Source organism: Kocuria sabuli (genome assembly GCF_040981185.1).
In the GTDB taxonomy this organism is placed as follows: domain Bacteria; phylum Actinomycetota; class Actinomycetes; order Actinomycetales; family Micrococcaceae; genus Kocuria; species Kocuria sabuli.
Genome location: NZ_JAVHZE010000004.1, coordinates 156,547 through 172,789, shown reverse-complemented (window position 1 = coordinate 172,789; position 16,243 = coordinate 156,547). Strand labels below are relative to the sequence as shown.

General features: G+C 72.3%; 17 protein-coding genes. 10 read left to right on the top strand and 7 right to left on the bottom strand.

The genetic code is table 11. The features are described from left to right. Positions 1-257 precede the first annotated feature (257 nt). Positions 258-1,451: a glycosyltransferase gene (locus tag RE027_RS06415; protein ID WP_368807422.1), complete on the bottom strand. Its 1,194-nt coding sequence runs from the start codon at positions 1,449-1,451 to the stop codon at positions 258-260. Positions 1,452-1,651: 200 nt separating this feature from the next. Between RE027_RS06415 and RE027_RS06410 the strand changes: the two genes are divergently transcribed. Further along, positions 1,652-2,437, top strand: a complete 786-nt coding sequence (locus tag RE027_RS06410) for a VOC family protein (RefSeq protein WP_368807421.1) — start codon at positions 1,652-1,654, stop codon at positions 2,435-2,437. Positions 2,438-2,489: 52 nt separating this feature from the next. On the opposite strand, the gene RE027_RS06405 is transcribed toward RE027_RS06410, so the two are convergent. Genes RE027_RS06405 through RE027_RS06395 form a run of 3 tightly spaced genes read right to left on the bottom strand, consistent with a single transcriptional unit; the run spans position 2,490 to position 5,597 of the window. Further along, positions 2,490-3,134, bottom strand: coding sequence for a LutC/YkgG family protein (locus RE027_RS06405; RefSeq protein ID WP_368807420.1), 645 nt, complete (start codon positions 3,132-3,134; stop codon positions 2,490-2,492). Continuing rightward, a complete protein-coding gene (locus tag RE027_RS06400; RefSeq protein ID WP_368807419.1) occupies positions 3,124-4,725 on the bottom strand; it encodes a lactate utilization protein B in 1,602 nt (533 codons plus the stop codon). The genes RE027_RS06405 and RE027_RS06400 overlap by 11 nt, the downstream gene beginning before the upstream one ends. Further along, on the bottom strand, positions 4,722-5,597 hold the full coding sequence (locus RE027_RS06395) for a (Fe-S)-binding protein (protein WP_368807418.1): 876 nt from the start codon (positions 5,595-5,597) through the stop codon (positions 4,722-4,724). The genes RE027_RS06400 and RE027_RS06395 overlap by 4 nt, the downstream gene beginning before the upstream one ends. A gap of 275 nt (positions 5,598-5,872) precedes the next feature. Here RE027_RS06395 and RE027_RS06390 point away from each other — a divergent pair, with 275 nt between their 5' ends. Both RE027_RS06390 and RE027_RS06385 read left to right on the top strand, forming a co-directional pair. Further along, entirely contained in the window at positions 5,873-7,672 is a 1,800-nt protein-coding gene (locus tag RE027_RS06390) for an L-lactate permease (RefSeq protein ID WP_368807417.1), read from the top strand. 133 nt (positions 7,673-7,805) lie between these two features. Next, entirely contained in the window at positions 7,806-8,516 is a 711-nt protein-coding gene (locus RE027_RS06385) for a FadR/GntR family transcriptional regulator (RefSeq protein WP_368807504.1), read from the top strand. Positions 8,517-8,907: 391 nt separating this feature from the next. Here RE027_RS06385 and RE027_RS06380 read toward each other — a convergent pair whose 3' ends face one another. Next, a complete protein-coding gene (locus tag RE027_RS06380) occupies positions 8,908-9,588 on the bottom strand; it encodes a response regulator transcription factor (protein WP_368807416.1) in 681 nt (226 codons plus the stop codon). A gap of 222 nt (positions 9,589-9,810) precedes the next feature. Here RE027_RS06380 and RE027_RS06375 point away from each other — a divergent pair, with 222 nt between their 5' ends. From RE027_RS06375 to RE027_RS06365, 3 genes are read left to right on the top strand one after another with little or no spacing between them, the layout of a single operon-like run. Then, positions 9,811-9,939, top strand: coding sequence for a hypothetical protein (locus RE027_RS06375; RefSeq protein ID WP_368807415.1), 129 nt, complete (start codon positions 9,811-9,813; stop codon positions 9,937-9,939). Between the two features lie 18 nt (positions 9,940-9,957). Further along, positions 9,958-11,193 (top strand): sensor histidine kinase, encoded by a 1,236-nt coding sequence (locus tag RE027_RS06370; protein ID WP_368807414.1) that lies wholly within the window; start codon positions 9,958-9,960, stop codon positions 11,191-11,193. Beyond that, positions 11,190-11,531 carry an MGMT family protein gene (locus RE027_RS06365; protein WP_368807413.1) on the top strand — a complete coding sequence of 114 codons (342 nt, stop codon included), beginning with the start codon at positions 11,190-11,192 and terminating at the stop codon, positions 11,529-11,531. Before RE027_RS06370 ends, RE027_RS06365 begins: the two co-directional genes overlap by 4 nt. 6 nt (positions 11,532-11,537) lie before the next feature. Here RE027_RS06365 and RE027_RS06360 read toward each other — a convergent pair whose 3' ends face one another. Both RE027_RS06360 and purD read right to left on the bottom strand, forming a co-directional pair. Next, positions 11,538-12,518, bottom strand: coding sequence for a phosphoribosylaminoimidazolesuccinocarboxamide synthase (locus RE027_RS06360; protein WP_368807412.1), 981 nt, complete (start codon positions 12,516-12,518; stop codon positions 11,538-11,540). Then, positions 12,515-13,837, bottom strand: a complete 1,323-nt coding sequence (gene purD / locus RE027_RS06355; RefSeq protein ID WP_368807411.1) for a phosphoribosylamine--glycine ligase — start codon at positions 13,835-13,837, stop codon at positions 12,515-12,517. Before purD ends, RE027_RS06360 begins: the two co-directional genes overlap by 4 nt. Before the next feature lie 169 nt (positions 13,838-14,006). Here purD and RE027_RS06350 point away from each other — a divergent pair, with 169 nt between their 5' ends. From RE027_RS06350 to RE027_RS06335, 4 genes are all read left to right on the top strand, one after another. Further along, complete coding sequence (locus RE027_RS06350) at positions 14,007-14,330, top strand: hypothetical protein (protein ID WP_368807410.1); 324 nt, start codon at positions 14,007-14,009, stop codon at positions 14,328-14,330. Positions 14,331-14,398: 68 nt separating this feature from the next. Further along, positions 14,399-15,430, top strand: coding sequence for an asparaginase (locus RE027_RS06345; RefSeq protein ID WP_368807409.1), 1,032 nt, complete (start codon positions 14,399-14,401; stop codon positions 15,428-15,430). Positions 15,431-15,435: 5 nt separating this feature from the next. Then, complete coding sequence (locus RE027_RS06340; RefSeq protein WP_368807408.1) at positions 15,436-15,801, top strand: sterol carrier family protein; 366 nt, start codon at positions 15,436-15,438, stop codon at positions 15,799-15,801. A gap of 10 nt (positions 15,802-15,811) precedes the next feature. Then, a complete protein-coding gene (locus tag RE027_RS06335) occupies positions 15,812-16,240 on the top strand; it encodes a hypothetical protein (RefSeq protein ID WP_368807407.1) in 429 nt (142 codons plus the stop codon). The last annotated feature ends 3 nt before the right edge of the window (positions 16,241-16,243 follow it).

The following is a 16,243-nucleotide window of genomic DNA, read 5'->3' as shown; positions in this document are numbered from 1 at the left end:
TGTTGTCATGAGTCACGACCGCGGCGAGGCGACCGACGTCAACCCTGCCAGCCGGTCCCGGACCAGCCACGTAAGATTCACAGACGTCGTCAATGGTTTCTGGGGCGCCGATGGAGGCGCCAGCGGTGCCATATAGGCCGGGCTCACGGATCACCCACCGTCGAAGAATGTGTCCGCGTCGGGCGCCCCTCCCTGCGGGGCGGGAAGGCATGAAACGAGCACCTCGCCCTTGAGCCGGCTGATCCGCTGGTCCGAATTCAGCAGGAGGCCAGAACGGACAGCGCCTCGTGCAGCCCGTGCTCCTCGCGGATCTCCCGCCCCACCCACTCGGCGGTGGACGCGCAGGACAGGGCCTCGACGACGGCCGCTGTGAGACGCGCCGTCGTCAGGTGCTTCCGCGGGACCGGAGTCGCCGCGAGCCCGAGCCGGTGCATCTGCCGGCCCCAGAACGGCTGGTCGGCGAGGAAGGGCACCACCACGTGCGGGACGCCGGCCCGGGCCACGGCGTGCACGGTCCCCGCCCCGCCGTGGTGGACGGCGAGTGCCGCACCGGGCAGCACGGCGTCGAGGGACACGGACCGGGCGACGTGCACGTCGTCGCCGCGCAGCTCGTCGGGCAGGGCGAGGCCGCCCCAGCCCGTGAGCAGCAGCGTCCGCAGCCCGTGGGCGCGGGCGCTCTCCACCACCGCCCTCCCCCGGCTCGACGGATCGCCGGCGGCCATCGAGCCGAAGGTCGCCACGAGGTACGCCCCGCCCCGGAGGAACCGCAGCACGGCGGGATCGAGCTCCGGGGCGCCGGCGTCGTCGTGCCACGCCCCGGTGAGGTGGGTCGAGGCCGGCCAGTCGGCAGGACGCGGCAGCAGCTGCGGGCTGATCGGCACCAGGGACGCCGTCGGCGCGGAGGGGGCGGCGGCAGGGGTGGAGCCGGGCAGCTGCGCGCACGCCTCCTCGATGTCGCGGCGGAACATCCGCGCGGCACTCCGGGTGGCCGCGTAGGTCCACCGGTTGAACGGCCCGAGGTCACGGGTGACCACCCCGGGCGCCGGGAACTCCCGGGTGGGGGTGAGGACGGGCACCGTCTCCACCACCACGTGCGGGACCCCGAGCGCGTCGGCGACCGCCGGCGCGGTGAGGACCTTCGGGTGGTGCACGACCACGTCCGGGCGGAAGGCCAGGGTCTCGCGCACGGCGGCGGAGAGCATCCGGCGCATGCCGGGGCCCACCTCGGTGCGGTAGCGGCGCACCGCCGTCCACGGCGAGGCCCCCTGCGTGCCGACCAGCCGCTGGAAGTCGACCTCCAGGCTGACGGCGTCGAGGCCGGCCAGGTCGGCCCCCGGGTTCTCGGGCGCCGCGAGTCGGACCTCGTGCCTCTGCGCGGCGGCGCAGCGGGCCAGCGCGGCGAACGGCTCCACGTCCCCGCGGGAACCGGCGGTCAGCAGCATCAACCTCATGGCGTCTCCCTCCTCATGGGGACAGCCTAGATCCGCATTCTCCAGAGCACGACGGGCCCGGAACGCCCCCGCTCGATGGACTGCCGGCCGGGCCTTAGGGCGTCCGGGGAGGTTCCTAGCATGGGAAGTGTCGGAGGTCACACCGGCCGGTGCGACTCCCCGGCACATCCTTTTCCACCGCTCTGCGAAGGACACTCGTCATGACCACGCACTCGAACTCCTGGCCCGCCGGCACGCCCTGCTGGGTGGACCTGATGGCATCCGATCTGGAGCGCACCCAGAACTTCTACCGCGACGTCCTCGGCTGGACGTTCAGCGAGTCCCAGCCCGAGTACGGCGGCTACTGCAACGCCCTGGTCGACGACGACGTCGTGGCCGGGCTCTCCCCCACCATGGAGGGCATGGAGGACGCCCCGCACGTGTGGTCGGTCTACCTCGCCACCGACGACATCGCCGCCGACGCCGCCACGGCCGGCGACGCCGGGGCCACCCAGGTGTACGAGCCCATGGAGGTCGGGCCCTTCGGGTCCATGGGGGTGTGGGTCGACCCCACGGGGGCGGAGTTCAGGATGTGGCAGGCGCACGAGCACATCGGCTTCGGCCGCGTCGAGGAGCCCGGCGCGGTGGCCTGGTGCGACCTGATGACCGGCGACCCCTCCACGGCCCGGGACTTCTACGCGAAGATCTTCGGCTACACGTACCAGGACATCGGCGACGACTCCATGCCCTACGCCCTGTTCACCGTGCCGGGGGGCGACCGGCCCGCCGGCGGGATGGGCGGACCGGTCCCCGACGCCGGCGACGCCCAGCCCGGGTGGGGCGTCGCCTTCCAGGTCGAGAACGTCGACGAGGCCGCCGAGCGCATCCGCCGGGCGGGGGGCTCGATCAGCTCGGAGCCCTCGGACTTCGAGTACGGGCGGATGGCCGTGGCGGCCGGCCCCGACGGTGAGGTCTTCGTGGTCATGTCGCCCAGCGAGACCATGTAGCCGCCGCGCCCGGAGCGTCCTGCTCGGCCGGCCGGCGGCTCCCGGCCACCGGTCAGCCGAGCAGGACCACGTCCAGTCGCCGGGGCCCGTGCACGCCCTCGACCCGCTCGAGCTCGATGTCCGAGGTCGCCGACGGCCCGGAGATCATCGTGACCGGCGCTGTGGGTGTGACACGGGCCAGCGCCTCCGGGACCAGCTCGACCACCGAGTCCAGCGGCACCACGCAGATGTGGTGGTCCGGGACGAGGCTGATCGCGCGGCGGCCCTCGTCGGCGCGACCGGTCAGGAAGATCGTGCCGGTCTCGGCGCAGGAGACCGTGGAGGCCGTGACCACCGCGTCCACCGCGTTGAGCTCCCGCACCCCCAGCGCCGAGGCCGCCCGGGCGTCGTTGGGGTCCACGATCGCGCGGCGCATGCCGGTCTCCTCCGGCAGCCACGAGGGGTCCAGGCCCTCGGGCACCACGTAGCGGGCGGAGGTGCCCAGCAGCTCGGCGATCCGGGCGGGCAGGGACTCCGGCGTCTCGCGGTGCACGGTGGCCTTGTAGTCCAGGAGGCGGTCCTCGAGCATGTCGACGACCTCCTCGTGGGCCCTGCTGGAGACCGTCCGGTAGCTGCGCTCGATCTCCGGCACCGCCGGGCGGTCGCCCAGCGCACCGCGGATCCGGGCCAGGATCTCGGTCTTCGCGTCAGTGCTCATCGCTCGCCTCCTCGTCGGTTCCGGCTCCCGGGAACCCGTCGTCCTGCACCCGCTGCTCGGTCTCGTCGCCGTGCTTGGCCCACCAGTTGCGGAAGGACTCCCGGGGCGGGGCGGGGATGTCCCGCTGCTCGGTCCAACCCCCCGCCATGCCGGGCAGCCAGGAGATGGCCCGGTCGCGCCCAGCCACGGCCCGTCCCAGCGGCAGGCCCTTCTCGGCGAGCGCCATGCGCGTGCCCGAGGACATCACGAAGGACGCCCCCTTCATCATCAGGTCCATCTGGGACGGGACCTGCGGCCCGCGCCGGGGCCGCGACCCCGAGTCGGCGGCGTCGTCGTCGTCGGGCCGCTCGCCGTGCCGGGTGCGCACGTCCTCGTCGCGCAGGTGCACGAGGATCTCGGGGATGTTGATCTTCACCGGGCAGACGTCGTAGCAGGCCCCGCACAGCGTGGACGCGTACGGCAGCGACGCGTTCTCGGCGGAGGTGATGCCCGTGAGCTGCGGGGAGAGGATCGCCCCGATGGGCCCCGGATAGGTGGAGCCGTAGGCGTGGCCGCCCGTCTGCTCGTAGACGGGGCAGACGTTCAGGCACGCCGAGCAGCGGATGCAGTGCAGCGCCGAGCGCCCGGCGGGGTCGTCGAGCACCGCGGTGCGGCCGTTGTCCAGCAGCACCACGTGCACGTCCTGCGGCCCGTCACCGGGGGTGACGCCGGTCCACAGGGACGTGTAGGGGTTCATCCGTTCGCCGGTGGAGGAGCGCGGGAGCAGCTGCAGGAAGACCTCGAGGTCCTGGAAGGTGGGCACGATCTTCTCGATGCCCATCACGGTGATCAGGGTCTCCGGCAGGGTCAGGCACATCCGCCCGTTGCCCTCGGACTCCACCACGGTCAGCGTCCCGGTGGAGGCCACGCCGAAGTTGGCCCCCGAGACCGCCACCGAGGTGGAGAGGAACTTCTCCCGCAGGTGGGACCGGGCCGCCTCGGCGAGGTCCCGCGGCTCGGAGGTGAGGCTCTCGTCGGTCTCCGGCATCTCGGCCAGGAAGATGTCGCGGATCTCGTGCCGGTTCTTGTGGATGGCCGGGACGAGGATGTGGGAGGGCTTGTCGTGGTCCAGCTGGACGATGAGCTCGGCGAGGTCGGTCTCGGTGGCGGTGATCCCGTGCTCCTCGAGGTGGGCCTCGAGGCCGATCTCCTGGGTGGCCATGGACTTGATCTTGATGACGTCGGTGGACCCGGTGGCCTGCACGAGCTCGGTCACGATCCGGTTGGCCTCGGCGGCGTCGCGGGCCCAGTGGACGGTGCCGCCGCGGGCCGTGAAGTTGGCCTCGAACTCCTCGAGCAGCTCCGGCAGGTGCGCCATGACGCGCTCCTTGATCGCGGAGCCGGCGCTGCGCAGCTCCTCCCAGTCCGGCAGCTCCTCGACCACCCGGGCGCGCTTGCCGCGGATGGTGTGGGTGGCGTGGCGGATGTTGGCGCGCAGCTGCGCGTTGCCCAGCTCGTGCTTCGCGGCGGCGGGGAACGCCGTATCGGCGTGCAGGTTTCCCTGCCCGTGCACGGGACGGACGGCGGGCATGCCCAGGGCGGTGCGGCTCACCGGGCACCTCCTGAGACGGCGGACTGCGCGGACGGGCGGGAGGACGGCGAGGACGACGACGCCGGGCGCGGAGCCCGGCGCCCCGGGATGGACAGCTCGACCGGCCCGGAGACCTCGAGCGGGTTCTCGCGGGTGGAGGCGAGGATCTCGGCGAAGTGCACGGTGGCCACGCCGGTGTCCCGGCGGGCCATGGCCCCGCCCAGGTGCATGAGGCAGGAGGCGTCCCCCCCGGTGCACAGCTTCGCGCCGGTGGAGACGATGTTGTCGATCTTCTCCTCGGCCATCGCCGCGGAGACCTCCGGGACCTTGAAGGAGAACGTGCCGCCGAAGCCGCAGCACTCCTCGGCGTCGGACAGCGGCACGAGCTCGAGCCCGGCCACCGAGGCGATCAGGTCCTTCTGCCGGTCGCCCAGGCGCAGCAGGCGCATGCCGTGGCAGGACGGGTGGTAGGTCACCGGGTGCGGGAACCACGAGCCGAGCTGGGCCGCGGCGTCGGTCACGCCGAGCACGTCGGTGAGCAGCTGGGAGAGCTCGTAGGTGTTCGCGGCGACGGCCTCGGCGTCCCGGGCCAGGGACTCGTCGCCGCCGGCGCGGGCGATCATGGGCTGCTGGTGCCCGAGGGAGGCCACGCAGGAGCCCGACGGCGCCACGGCGACGTCGTAGTCGGCGGCGCTGAAGGCCCGCACGTGGTTGCGCACCACGGGCAGGGCGTCGTCGAAGTAGCCGCTGTTGACGTGCATCTGGGAGCAGCACCCCTGCCCGGGCGGGAACACCACCTCGTGGCCGAGCCGCTCGAGCACCCGCACGGTGGCCAGCGCGACCTTGGGGTACATCGCGTCCACAATGCACGTGGCGAACAGTGCGATTCTCATGCGGCCTCCGGGGACGGGAGCGGAACAGGGGACGACGACGGAGCGCCGCGTGTGGTCTGACCATGCTAGACCGGTGAGTGCGGTCACACAATCGCCGCCCCAGGTGACGCGAACATGACCGACACATGCTTGGAGGTGTGATCTGCCTCATGCCATCATCGTGGCCGGACCTCTGTGGTCCGACCATAGGTCGACCAGGGCCGGGTCCCGCCGCCGGCACTCTCTCCCGCTCCTCGCCCCTCCTCGTCCGGCAGGGGTCCAGAAAGGAATTCTCCGTGGACAATCTCGCCGTGCTGAGCCTCCTGGCTCTTCTGCCCCTCCTCCTGGTGGGCGTGCTCCTGGCCGGTTTCCGCTGGCCGGCGAAGTTCGCGATGCCGGTGGGCTACGTCGCCGCCGTCGTGGTGGCGCTGACCGTGTGGCAGATGAGCTTCACCGGGGTGCTGGCCGCCACCGTCGAGGGCCTCATCGTGGCCATCACCATGCTCTACATCGTCTTCGGAGCCCTGCTGCTGCTCTCCACCCTCACCGTGGGCGGGGCCATGGCCACGATCCGCGCCGGCTTCAACAACATCTCGGCCGACCGGCGGGTCCAGGCCATCATCATCGGCTGGCTCTTCGGCTCCTTCATCGAGGGCGTCTCGGGCTTCGGCACCACCGCCGCGGTGGTGGCTCCGCTGCTGCTGGCCATGGGCTTCCCCGCGATGGCCGCCGTCATGGTGGGACTGATCGTCCAGAGCACCCCCGTGAGCTTCGGCGCCGTCGGGACTCCCATCCTCGTGGGCGTCGCAGGAGGCTTGGGCGGTGACCCCGCGGTCGCCGAGCGTGTGAGTGTCCTGGGTCTGACCATGCCGGAGTTCCTCAACTCGATCGGCTTCTACACGGCCGCGATGCACGCCGTCGTGGGCGTCCTCATCCCGCTGATCCTCGTGACCATGCTCACCGGGTTCTTCGGCCCCGACCGGCGCTTCCGCGACGGGCTCGCCGTCTGGCCCTTCGCCGTGTACGCCTCCCTGGCCATGACCGTCCCCTACGTCCTGGTGGCGCGCTTCCTCGGCCCCGAGTTCCCCTCGATGTTCGGCGGGCTCATCGGCCTGGCGCTGGTGATGTTCACCTCCAGCAAGGGCTTCCTCATGCCGAAGGACAGCTTCGACTTCGGGCCGCGCTCCTCCTGGTCCGATCGCTGGATGGGCACCATCGAGCCGGCCGAGGCCACGGACGTCTCCACGCACATGAGCATGGCCCGCGCCTGGGCCCCCTACGCTCTGATGGCGGGGCTGCTGGTCGCCACCCGCGTCATCACTCCGCTGAAGGAGTTCCTGACCGGCCTCGCCATCCCGTTCGGCAACATCCTGGGCACCGAGATCTCCACGAGCGTCCAGCCGTTCTACCTGCCCGGCTTCGTGCTGATCCTCGCCTCGCTGTTCGCCTACCTGGTGCACCGGATGAGCTCCCGCGAGATTGCCCGGACGATCAGGATCTCGGCGGGTCAGCTCGCGGGCACCGCCGCCGCACTGCTCTTCGCCGTCCCCCTGGTGCGCGTGCTCATCCAGTCCGGCCCGGCCCTCAACGACTCGGGCCTCTCCAGCATGCCGGTCACCCTCGCCGAGGGGGCCGCCGCGATCTCGGGCAGCACCTGGCCGCTGATCGCCCCCTGGATCGGCGCGCTGGGCGCCTTCGTCGCCGGGTCGAACACCATCTCCAACCTGACCTTCTCCCAGTTCCAGTACTCCACCGGCGTCCAGATCGGCCTCGACCGGCCCGAGCTCGTCGTGGCCGCCCAGGCCGTCGGCGGCGCCGGCGGCAACCCGATCGCCATCCACAACATCGTCGCGGCCTCCGCGACCGTGGGCCTGCTCGGCCGCGAGGGCGACCTGCTGCGCAAGACCGTTCTCGTGACCACCTACTACTGCCTCGTGGCGGGCCCCGTCGCCTACATCTTCATCCACGGCCTGGGCCTCAACCCGGGCACCATCATGCTGGTCCTGGTCATCGCCGGACTGGCCCTCCTGGCCCGCCGGCTCATGCGCCAGGACACCCCCGTGGAGAAGCGGGGCGAGATCCGCTCCGGCAGGTGACGGCCACGCCGGGCGACGACCCTCGGCCAGTGCCCGGGGCCGTCGTCGCCGTGGAACGCGGACCCGGTCCGTTCCCTAGACTGGAGCGCACCCCGTCTACCGTCAGGAGCCGCCCGTGCCCTCGGCCTCGCGCATGTACACCGTCGTCCTCGACTGGCTCGAGGAGCGCCTGCGCTCCGGGGAGATCTCGGTGGGCGACAAGCTGCCCGGGGAGCGCCACCTCGCGGAGGAGTTCGGCATCTCCCGCGCCTCGGTGCGGGAGGCGATCCGCATCCTGGACGCCATGGGACTGGTCCGCTCCTCCACCGGCTCGGGCCCGGCCGCCGGGGCGATCGTGATCTCGGAGCCCTCGGCCGCCCTCGGCTGGGCCCTGCGGCTGCACGTGGCCACCCGCTCCCTGCCCGTGCGGGACCTGGTGCAGACCCGGCTGCTGCTGGAGACGCAGTCCGCGCTCGAGGCGGCCGTCGCCCCGGAGACCCCCGAGCGGGCGGCGGCGCTCGCGCACGCGGCCGAGCTCGTGGCGGCCATGGAGGACCCGGAGCTGCCGGACGAGCAGTTCCACGCCCTCGACGCCGAGTACCACGTCCTGCTCTCCTCGTTGGCGGGCAACGTGGTGGTGGAGACCGTCATGTCCTCGCTGCGCCAGGCCACGATCGGCTACGTGCAGGAGACGGTGGCCCGGCTGGACGACTGGCCGGCGGTCCGCCGCACCCTGCAGCAGCAGCACCGCGAGATCCTGCGGGCCTTCCAGGAGCGGCGGGGCCAGGACGCGGCCGCCGCGCTGCGGGAGCACATCACCTGGTTCTTCGGCCACAGCGGTGCCGCCCGGAGCCCGCAGGCCTGAACAGGCCTGAACGGCCCGGGCGCGCACGAGAACGGCCCCACCGGTTCCGGTGGGGCCGTTGCGCTCGTCCGCGAGGTTGCACGGTAGGGGGCCGTCGGCCGCTGGGGGTGCAAGGTGATCCAGGCCTTGCGCGGCCGCATCCCGGTCCAGGGGGGACTATCCCGGGGCGGCCCCCTACCGTGAGCAGGTCGGTGGACCATCCGGTCCGGGGCAGGGCCTCAAGGGGGAATGGGCCGTGCGCCGTGGGGATGTCTCTCACTCATCCACCGACTTGTTTCCTCTGCTCGCACTGATGATTCTGCCGCGTTTGCTAATGCAGATGAATACACTTTCGTCTACATCCCCACTGGACTTCCGTCCGGAGCCGGGGCTCCGACGGCGGGCCCGGAGCTCAGAGGTCGCGCAGCTGCGGGTCCACGAGACCGCTCTGGTACGCCTTGATGAGCGCCTGCACGCGGTCACGGACCCCGAACTTCTCGCACACCCGGCCGAGATAGGCCTTCACGCTGCCCTCGGAGACGTGCATCTGCTCGGCGATCTCCCGGTTGCTGAGCCCCTGCGCCAGGAGGGTCACCGTCTCCATCTCCCGGTCGGTCAGCAGGGAGCGCAGGGCGTCGTCCGCCGAGCGCGCCTGCTGCTGGTCCGGGACCGAGATGACGTTGTCCGCCAGCGCCCGGGCGATCGCCGGCGAGAGGGCGATCTCGTTGTCGAGGACCTGGTGCACCGCCGTGATGATCTCGTCGGGGCGCGCGTCCTTCACCAGGTAGCCGGCGGCGCCGGCGCGCAGTGCCGGCACCACGAACTCCAGCGTGGAGAACGTGGTGAGGGCGAGCACCTTGGACCGCGGACTGCGCGAAGTGATCTCCCGGGTGGCCTCGATGCCGTCCATCACGGGCATCTTCATGTCCATCAGCACCACGTCCGGATCGGACGCCAGACAGCGGTCCACCGCCTCACGGCCGTTGGACGCCGTCCCGATGACGTCGAACCCGGGCTCGGCCGAGAAGAAGGACTTCAGGGCCTCCAGCATCAACGGCTGGTCGTCCACGACAAGCACTCTGCAATCAGTCACACGCACAGTCTATTTTTCGATGTCCCCCAAAGTGCAATGCGTCATAATCGACGTAAGTCATAAATAGTCTGGACAAAGGTCGATGGACCGATTCTGTTAACTTTGGCAAAGTTGTAGTCACCAGGGCCGCACACCCCCCTCGTGGCAGGGACATCTCTCCCCCCAGACCTTGCCGCGGTCCCCCCGATCCGGTGCTGTCCTCGTGAGCCAAGGAGTCCCCCCATGAAGAAGAAGATCACCAGCGCCCTCGCCGCCACCCTCGTCGCCACGACCCTCGTCGTGGCCCCCGTGGCTCCCGCCAACGCCATCCCTCGCTATGTGATGTGCGGCTGGTTCCCCGCAGCCTGCTGATGCGGTATCACTGTCCTTGTGACTGATGTAACCGCATCCATCGAACGAGCACCGCGAACAGCCCGGAAGAACGAGTTCTTCCACGCCGAGCCCATCGCTTGGTGGCTGTCCGCGGTGCTCGTCGTCTATGCCCTCTTCTCTCTGGCCGACGACCTGAACCATCTCGTGGGAACTTTTGACGGTTCGCTGTCACGTGAGTTCCTGCTCGTTCTGGACAGTGTGCTGGCCTATGCCGTGGTCGGACTGGTGGGATGGCGTGCGACCTGGGCATCTGCCGCATCGGTCAGCTGCTTGATCACCTCGCTCATCTTGGGCAATTACGTGTCAGCGATGATCGCAGCGGCCGTGGTGACCCTGGCGGTGGTGGCAACCGCCACGAGCCGGTTCATCGTCACCCATCTCCTGGTCTACCTCGCGTGGCTCCTGACAGCAGTGACCATCCGGGGAGGCTTTGACGGCGCGCTGTTCTGGACCCTGCTTGTCTTCGTGGCGTTGCCTGCGCTCCTGGGCGCCGGCATCCGCCACTTCCGTCAGCAGCGTCAGCGGAACGAGCAGCGCGTCCGCGACCTCGAGGTCCTCAACGTGCGCCTCCGGGAGGACGAGCGCCAGGCGCTGGCCCGGGACCTGCACGACGTCGTCGCCCACGAGCTGACCCTGATCACGATGCAGACCATGAGCCGGCGCCGCTCCGAGGACGTCGGGGAGCTGCACCAGGTCGTCGAGACCGTCGAGGACGCGGCCCGCTCGGCCCTGCACGAGCTGCGGGTGCTGCTGCGGCTGCTGCGGGACGAGAACGACGGGGAGGACCACCCCCGCGACGTCACGGGCGCGGGCCTGGCCATCGGCAGCCTGGAGCACGTGGTCACGTCCCTCGCCGCGAGCCTGCGGGACCTGCGCTTCGAGCCCGACGTGCAACTCACGGGGGACCTCGAGGCCATGCCCACGACCGTCCGCGGCACGGCGGCCCGCATCCTGCAGGAGGCCGTCACCAACATCATCAAGTACGCCCCGCGGGAGTCCCGCTGCCTCATCTCGGTGACGGCGGACGAGCACGAGCTGCGGCTGCGGGTCACCAACCCCCTCCCCGGCAGCAAGCCCACCGGCACCCATGCCTCGGAGCTGTCCTCGGGCCTGGGCCTGCGCGGGATCACGGAGCGGGTCTCGCTGCTGGGCGGCCGCGCCCAGAGCGGCCCCGAGGACGGGCAGTGGGTGCTCGACGTCAGCCTCCCCGTGGACGGCCGGGAGGCCCTGTGACCCAGCCCCCCGGCCCGCCGCACGAGCTGGCGCGGCGGGTGGCCGGCGTCGTCGCCGCCATCCCCCCGGGGCGGGTGCTGTCCTACAAGGACGTGGCGGAGCTGGCCGAGTGCCGCTCCCCCCGCCTGGTGGGCACGCTCATGGCCCGCAACCCCACCGGCGCGCAGCTGCCGTGGTGGCGGGTCGTGACCGTGCAGGGCACGCTCGCCGACCACCTGCAGGCCGAGGCCCGGGCGCGGTACCGCGAGGAGGGCACGCCGCTGCTCGAGGACGAGCGCCACCTCGTGCGCGTCGACATGGCCCGCGCGCTGTGGGTCCCGGAGGACCCGGGCGCCTGAGCCGGCTCAGTAATCCGGCGGGCCGGCCACCTCGAAGAAGCTGCCCTCCGGGTCGAAGGTCCGGCCCGTGAGCCGCTCGAACGCCTCGACGTAGCGGGCGCGGGTCTTCTCCACGACGTCGTCCGGCAGCTGCGGCACCGGACCGGTCCCGCTCCAGCCGGACTCGTCCGAGCGCAGCCAGTCCCGCACGTACTGCTTGTCGAAGGACGGCTGGGACCGGCCCGGCGCGTAGGTCTCGGCGTCCCAGAACCGGGAGGAGTCCGGGGTGAGCACCTCGTCGCCGAGAGTGATGGCACCGCGGTAGGAGTCCAGGCCGAACTCGACCTTCGTGTCGGCCACGATGATCCCGCGCTCCCGGGCGATCTCCTCGGCGGCGCCGTAGATCGTCAGGGTCAGCTCGCGCAGCCGGTCGGCCACGGCATGACCGACCACGTCGGCCATCTCCTGGAACGTGATGGGCAGGTCGTGCTCGCCCACCTCCGCCTTGCCGGTCGGGGTGAAGATCGGCTCGGCCAGCCGGGAGCCGTCCACGAGCCCCGGGGGCAGCTCGATGCCGCTGACCCGGCCCTCCGCCCGGTAGTCCTTGAGCCCGGAGCCGGTCAGGTAGCCGCGGGCGATGCACTCGACCGGGAACATCGAGAGGTTCTTGCAGACCACGGCCCGCCCCCGGACGGACTCGGGCACGTCGGTGGTCAGCACGTGGTTGGGGACCCCGGCGAGCTGCTCGAACCACCACAGGGACAGCTGCGTGAGGATCTTGCCCTTGTCGGGGATCAGCGTGGGGACGATCTCGTCGAACGCGCTGATCCGGTCCGTGGCGACCACCAGCACGGAGCCCGCCCGGTACTCGGCGTCGTCGTGGATGGCCACGCCCGTGGCCCGCAGCCGGGACCCGTCGGGCACGTAGAGCTCCCGGACCTTGCCGGAGTAGAGGTGGGTCCACCCGGGGATCTCCGGCGGGGTGGTGACGGTGCCCTGCTCGCTCATGCCTGCTCCTGCCGGGGACGGGGGTCGGAGACGCCGGGGACGGTGACCAGGCCCTGTGCGGCCTTGAGGGCGATGTCGGTGCGGTGCTGCGAGCCCTCGAGCTCGACCAGCTCCACCCCGCGGTAGGCGCGCTCGCGGGCGGCCTCGAGGTCGGACCCGAGGGCGACGACGGCGAGCACGCGCCCACCGGCGGAGACGATCCGCCCGGCGTGCTGCCCCTCGCCGGCCACCGCGGTGCCGGCGTGGACCACGTGGACGCCCTCGAGGGCACCGGCCTGCTCCAGACCGCCGACCGGGTCGCCCTTCCGGGGGGTCTCCGGGTAGTTCCGGGCGGCGACGACGACGGCGACGGCCGTCTCGGGCCGCCAGCGCAGCCGCTCGGCCTCGTCGAGCCGGCCGGCCGCGGCGTCGAGCAGCAGCCGCCCGAGCGGGGTGGCGAGCCGGGCGAGCACGGCCTGGGTCTCCGGGTCCCCGAAGCGGGCGTTGAACTCGATCACGCGCAGGCCGCGGCTCGTCATGGCCAGCCCGCAGTAGAGCACGCCCACGAACGGGGTGCCGCGGCGGCGCATCTCCTCGACCGTGGGGCGGGCGACCCGCTCCACGACCTCGTCCACGAAGCCCTCCGGCAGCCACGGCAGCGGCGTGTAGGCGCCCATCCCGCCGGTGTTGGGGCCCGCGTCGTCGTCGTGGATCCGCTTGAAGTCCTGGGCCGGGCTCAGCGGGATCACGCGGGAGCCGTCGGTGAGCACGAACAGGGACACCTCAGGGCCGTCGAGGTACTCCTCGACCACCACGCTCCCGCCCGCGGCGAAGCAGGCGGCGGCGTGCTCCAGCGCGGCGGCGCGGTCGGAGGTGACGACCACGCCCTTGCCGGCGGCGAGCCCGTCGTCCTTGACGACGTAGGGGGCGCCGAAGGTGTCGAGGGCGTCGGCGGCCTCCTGCTCGGTGGTGGCCACGCGTGCCATGGCGGTGGGCACGCCGGCGGAGGCCATCACCTCCTTGGCGAACGCCTTGGAGCCCTCGAGCCGCGCCGCCGCCTGCGAGGGGCCGAAGACGGGGAAGCCGGCCTCGCGCAGGGCGTCGGCCACACCGGCCACCAGCGGGGCCTCGGGTCCGACGACGACGAGGTCGACGGCGAGCTCGCGGGCGAGGGCCGTGGCCGCCGCCGGGTCGTTCGCGTCCACGGCGTGGACCGGGACGAGCTGCGCGATGCCGGCGTTGCCCGGTGCGCAGTGCACCTGCGCGACCTCGGGATCTGCCAGCAGTGCACGGATGATTGCGTGTTCGCGGCCTCCGGGGCCCAGTACCAGAACCTTCACGCCCTCAGGCTAGTGGGCGGCGGCGGCTTCTGACACATCGTCGGCACCACCGGGTCCCAACCCTCCAGTATAGATAAGCATCCTGATGTTCTCCTCGCAATCTCCGCCCACCTGTGACTTTCTCGGACACCGCCCCTTGTGGCACCGGCCACAGTCCTACCGTGAAGGCATGAGCACGCAGAGACGACTCACAGCAGCATCCGCCGCCGCAGTCCTCGGCCTCTTCCTGGCCGGCTGCGACAACACCGAGACGGAGGCGCCGGCCGAGTCCGTGCCCGAGAACTCGATGGCGGAGTCCGAGATGGGCGCCGACCCCACCGCCACGGAGACCGGGATGGGCACCGAGCCCACGGTCGGGCAGACCGGCATGGGCGACGACACCACCACCGACACGGGCGCCGAGGGCACCGTCCCCGAGGGCGGCACGGGCGGCGACGTCGGCGGTGCGGGCACCGGCGCGGACACCGACGCCGACGCCGGCACGGACAACTGAGCGCGGTGCACCACCGGTCCGCCCGGCAGCGGCCGGGGCGGGTCCCGCCCGGCTGACATACTGGGCGGATGCAGACCTTCACCTCGGACCGTGCCGTGGACCTCGCGGTGATCGAGCGCAGCGGCTTCCTCGAGTCCCGCCACCGCGGCTCCGCCGTGGTCCTGGACCCGGACGGGAACGTGGCGGTGGAGCTGGGCGACATCGGCGCCCCGATCTTCCCCCGCTCCACCCTCAAGCCGTTCCAGACGATCGCCGCCATGAAGGCCGGGGTCCCGCTGCGCGGGGCCCAGGTGGCCATCGCCGCCGCCTCCCACATCGGCTCCTTCGAGCAGCTCGGCGCCGTCAGCTCCATCCTCGAGGCCGCCGGGCTCACCGAGGACGCGCTGCAGTGCCCGCCGGACTGGCCCGAGGACGAGGAGGTCCGGACCGAGCTCGTGCGCGCCGGGCGCGGGAAGACCCCGATCTGCATGAACTGCTCCGGCAAGCACGCCGCGTTCCTGTGGGCCTGCACCGAGAACGACTGGCCCACGGACAGCTACCTGGACCCGGAGCACCCGCTGCAGCGCACCGTGCTGGAGACCGTCGAGGAGTTCTCCGGCGAGCGCGTGGCCCACGTGGGCGTGGACGGCTGCGGCGCCCCGCTGGCGGCGATCTCCCTCACCGGTCTCGCCCGCGCGTACTCGACCCTCGGCCGGGCCGCGGGCAACCTCGACGCCGACGCCCGGGCCGCCACGGTGGCCCAGTGCATGCTCGACTACCCCGAGTTCGTGCACGGCCGCGGCAAGTACAACACCGTGGTCATGGAGGAGCTCGACGTCGTGGCGAAGCTCGGCGCCGAGGGCGTGCTGGCGCTCGGCACCCGGGACGGCTGGTCGGTGGCCCTGAAGGTGCTCGACGGCGGCTCCCGCGCCAACGCGCTCGTCGGCCTGAGCCTGCTGGCCCACGCCGGGGCCGTGCCCGCGCCGGCCGCGGCCGCGGTGATCGGCCGGGTGGTGCGCCCCATTCTGGGCGCGTCCCGCCCCGTGGGCCGGATCCGCCTGGCCGACCCGCTCGTGGAGCTCCTGGGCCCGGAGCTGGTCCGGGCGCTCGGGCAGGACTAGGCGCCGTGGCCCGCCGCCGCATCGACCCCGCCGACGGAGTGCCGGCCCTGGACGCCTGGCGGACGGACCCGGACGCCGCCCCGCGCCCCACCGTGGCCACCGCCGTGCGGTACTGCCTCGAGGAGCTCGCCGAGCGCCGGCCCGGCAACAGCGTGGAGGTGCGCGTGCCGCCCTTCGGCGTGACCCAGTGCGTGGCCGGCCCCCGGCACACCCGGGGCACCCCGCCCAACGTCGTCGAGACCGACGCCCGCACTTGGCTGGGCCTGGCCACGGGCGCCCTGACGTGGTCCGAGGCCGTCGCCTCGGGGGCGGTTGTGGCCTCGGGCACACGGACCGACCTGGCGGACGCCCTGCCCCTCTTCGCCCGGTAACCTGGAGGACATGACCTCCGCACCCTCGCCCTCCTCTCCGCGCCCGTCGGCGCGGAAGCCGCCGCGCCGGCGCCGCCGCGGGCGGACGGCCGCGCCGCTCGCCGAGGCCGGGCAGCAGCAGATGACGCTGCGCCGCGCCCCCAACATCTGGGCGTTCGTGGTGCTCGGCGGGATCGTGGGCATCGTCGTGGGCGTGCTGGTCGGCCTGGCCGGCGGGGGCAGCGCCCAGTTCACCCAGGGAACCGTGGTCCTGTTCATGGTCTCGGTCTTCGCCGTCCTGGGCCTGGCCGCCGGAGCCGTCGTGGCTCTCGTGCTGGACCGCATCTCCGTGGCCCGCGCGCGGGCCGTCACCACCGAGGTCGTGGACGAGGACGCCGTCCCGGGCCCGCGGGCCGAGGACCCGCCGGCCGACGACCCCCGAAGCTCGAGAGAGGGCTGATCG

Excerpts from the sequence above, each read along its gene's own strand:
- RE027_RS06415 (WP_368807422.1), bottom strand. The coding sequence starts at position 1,451 with ATGAGGTTGATGCTGCTGACCGCCGGTTCCCGCGGGGACGTGGAGCCG.
- RE027_RS06410 (WP_368807421.1), top strand. The coding sequence starts at position 1,652 with ATGACCACGCACTCGAACTCCTGGCCCGCCGGCACGCCCTGCTGGGTG.
- RE027_RS06405 (WP_368807420.1), bottom strand. The coding sequence starts at position 3,134 with ATGAGCACTGACGCGAAGACCGAGATCCTGGCCCGGATCCGCGGTGCG.
- RE027_RS06395 (WP_368807418.1), bottom strand. The coding sequence starts at position 5,597 with ATGAGAATCGCACTGTTCGCCACGTGCATTGTGGACGCGATGTACCCC.
- RE027_RS06385 (WP_368807504.1), top strand. The coding sequence starts at position 7,806 with ATGTACACCGTCGTCCTCGACTGGCTCGAGGAGCGCCTGCGCTCCGGG.
- RE027_RS06375 (WP_368807415.1), top strand. The coding sequence starts at position 9,811 with ATGAAGAAGAAGATCACCAGCGCCCTCGCCGCCACCCTCGTCGCCACG.
- RE027_RS06360 (WP_368807412.1), bottom strand. The coding sequence starts at position 12,518 with ATGAGCGAGCAGGGCACCGTCACCACCCCGCCGGAGATCCCCGGGTGG.
- RE027_RS06350 (WP_368807410.1), top strand. The coding sequence starts at position 14,007 with ATGAGCACGCAGAGACGACTCACAGCAGCATCCGCCGCCGCAGTCCTC.
- RE027_RS06345 (WP_368807409.1), top strand. The coding sequence starts at position 14,399 with ATGCAGACCTTCACCTCGGACCGTGCCGTGGACCTCGCGGTGATCGAG.
- RE027_RS06335 (WP_368807407.1), top strand. The coding sequence starts at position 15,812 with ATGACCTCCGCACCCTCGCCCTCCTCTCCGCGCCCGTCGGCGCGGAAG.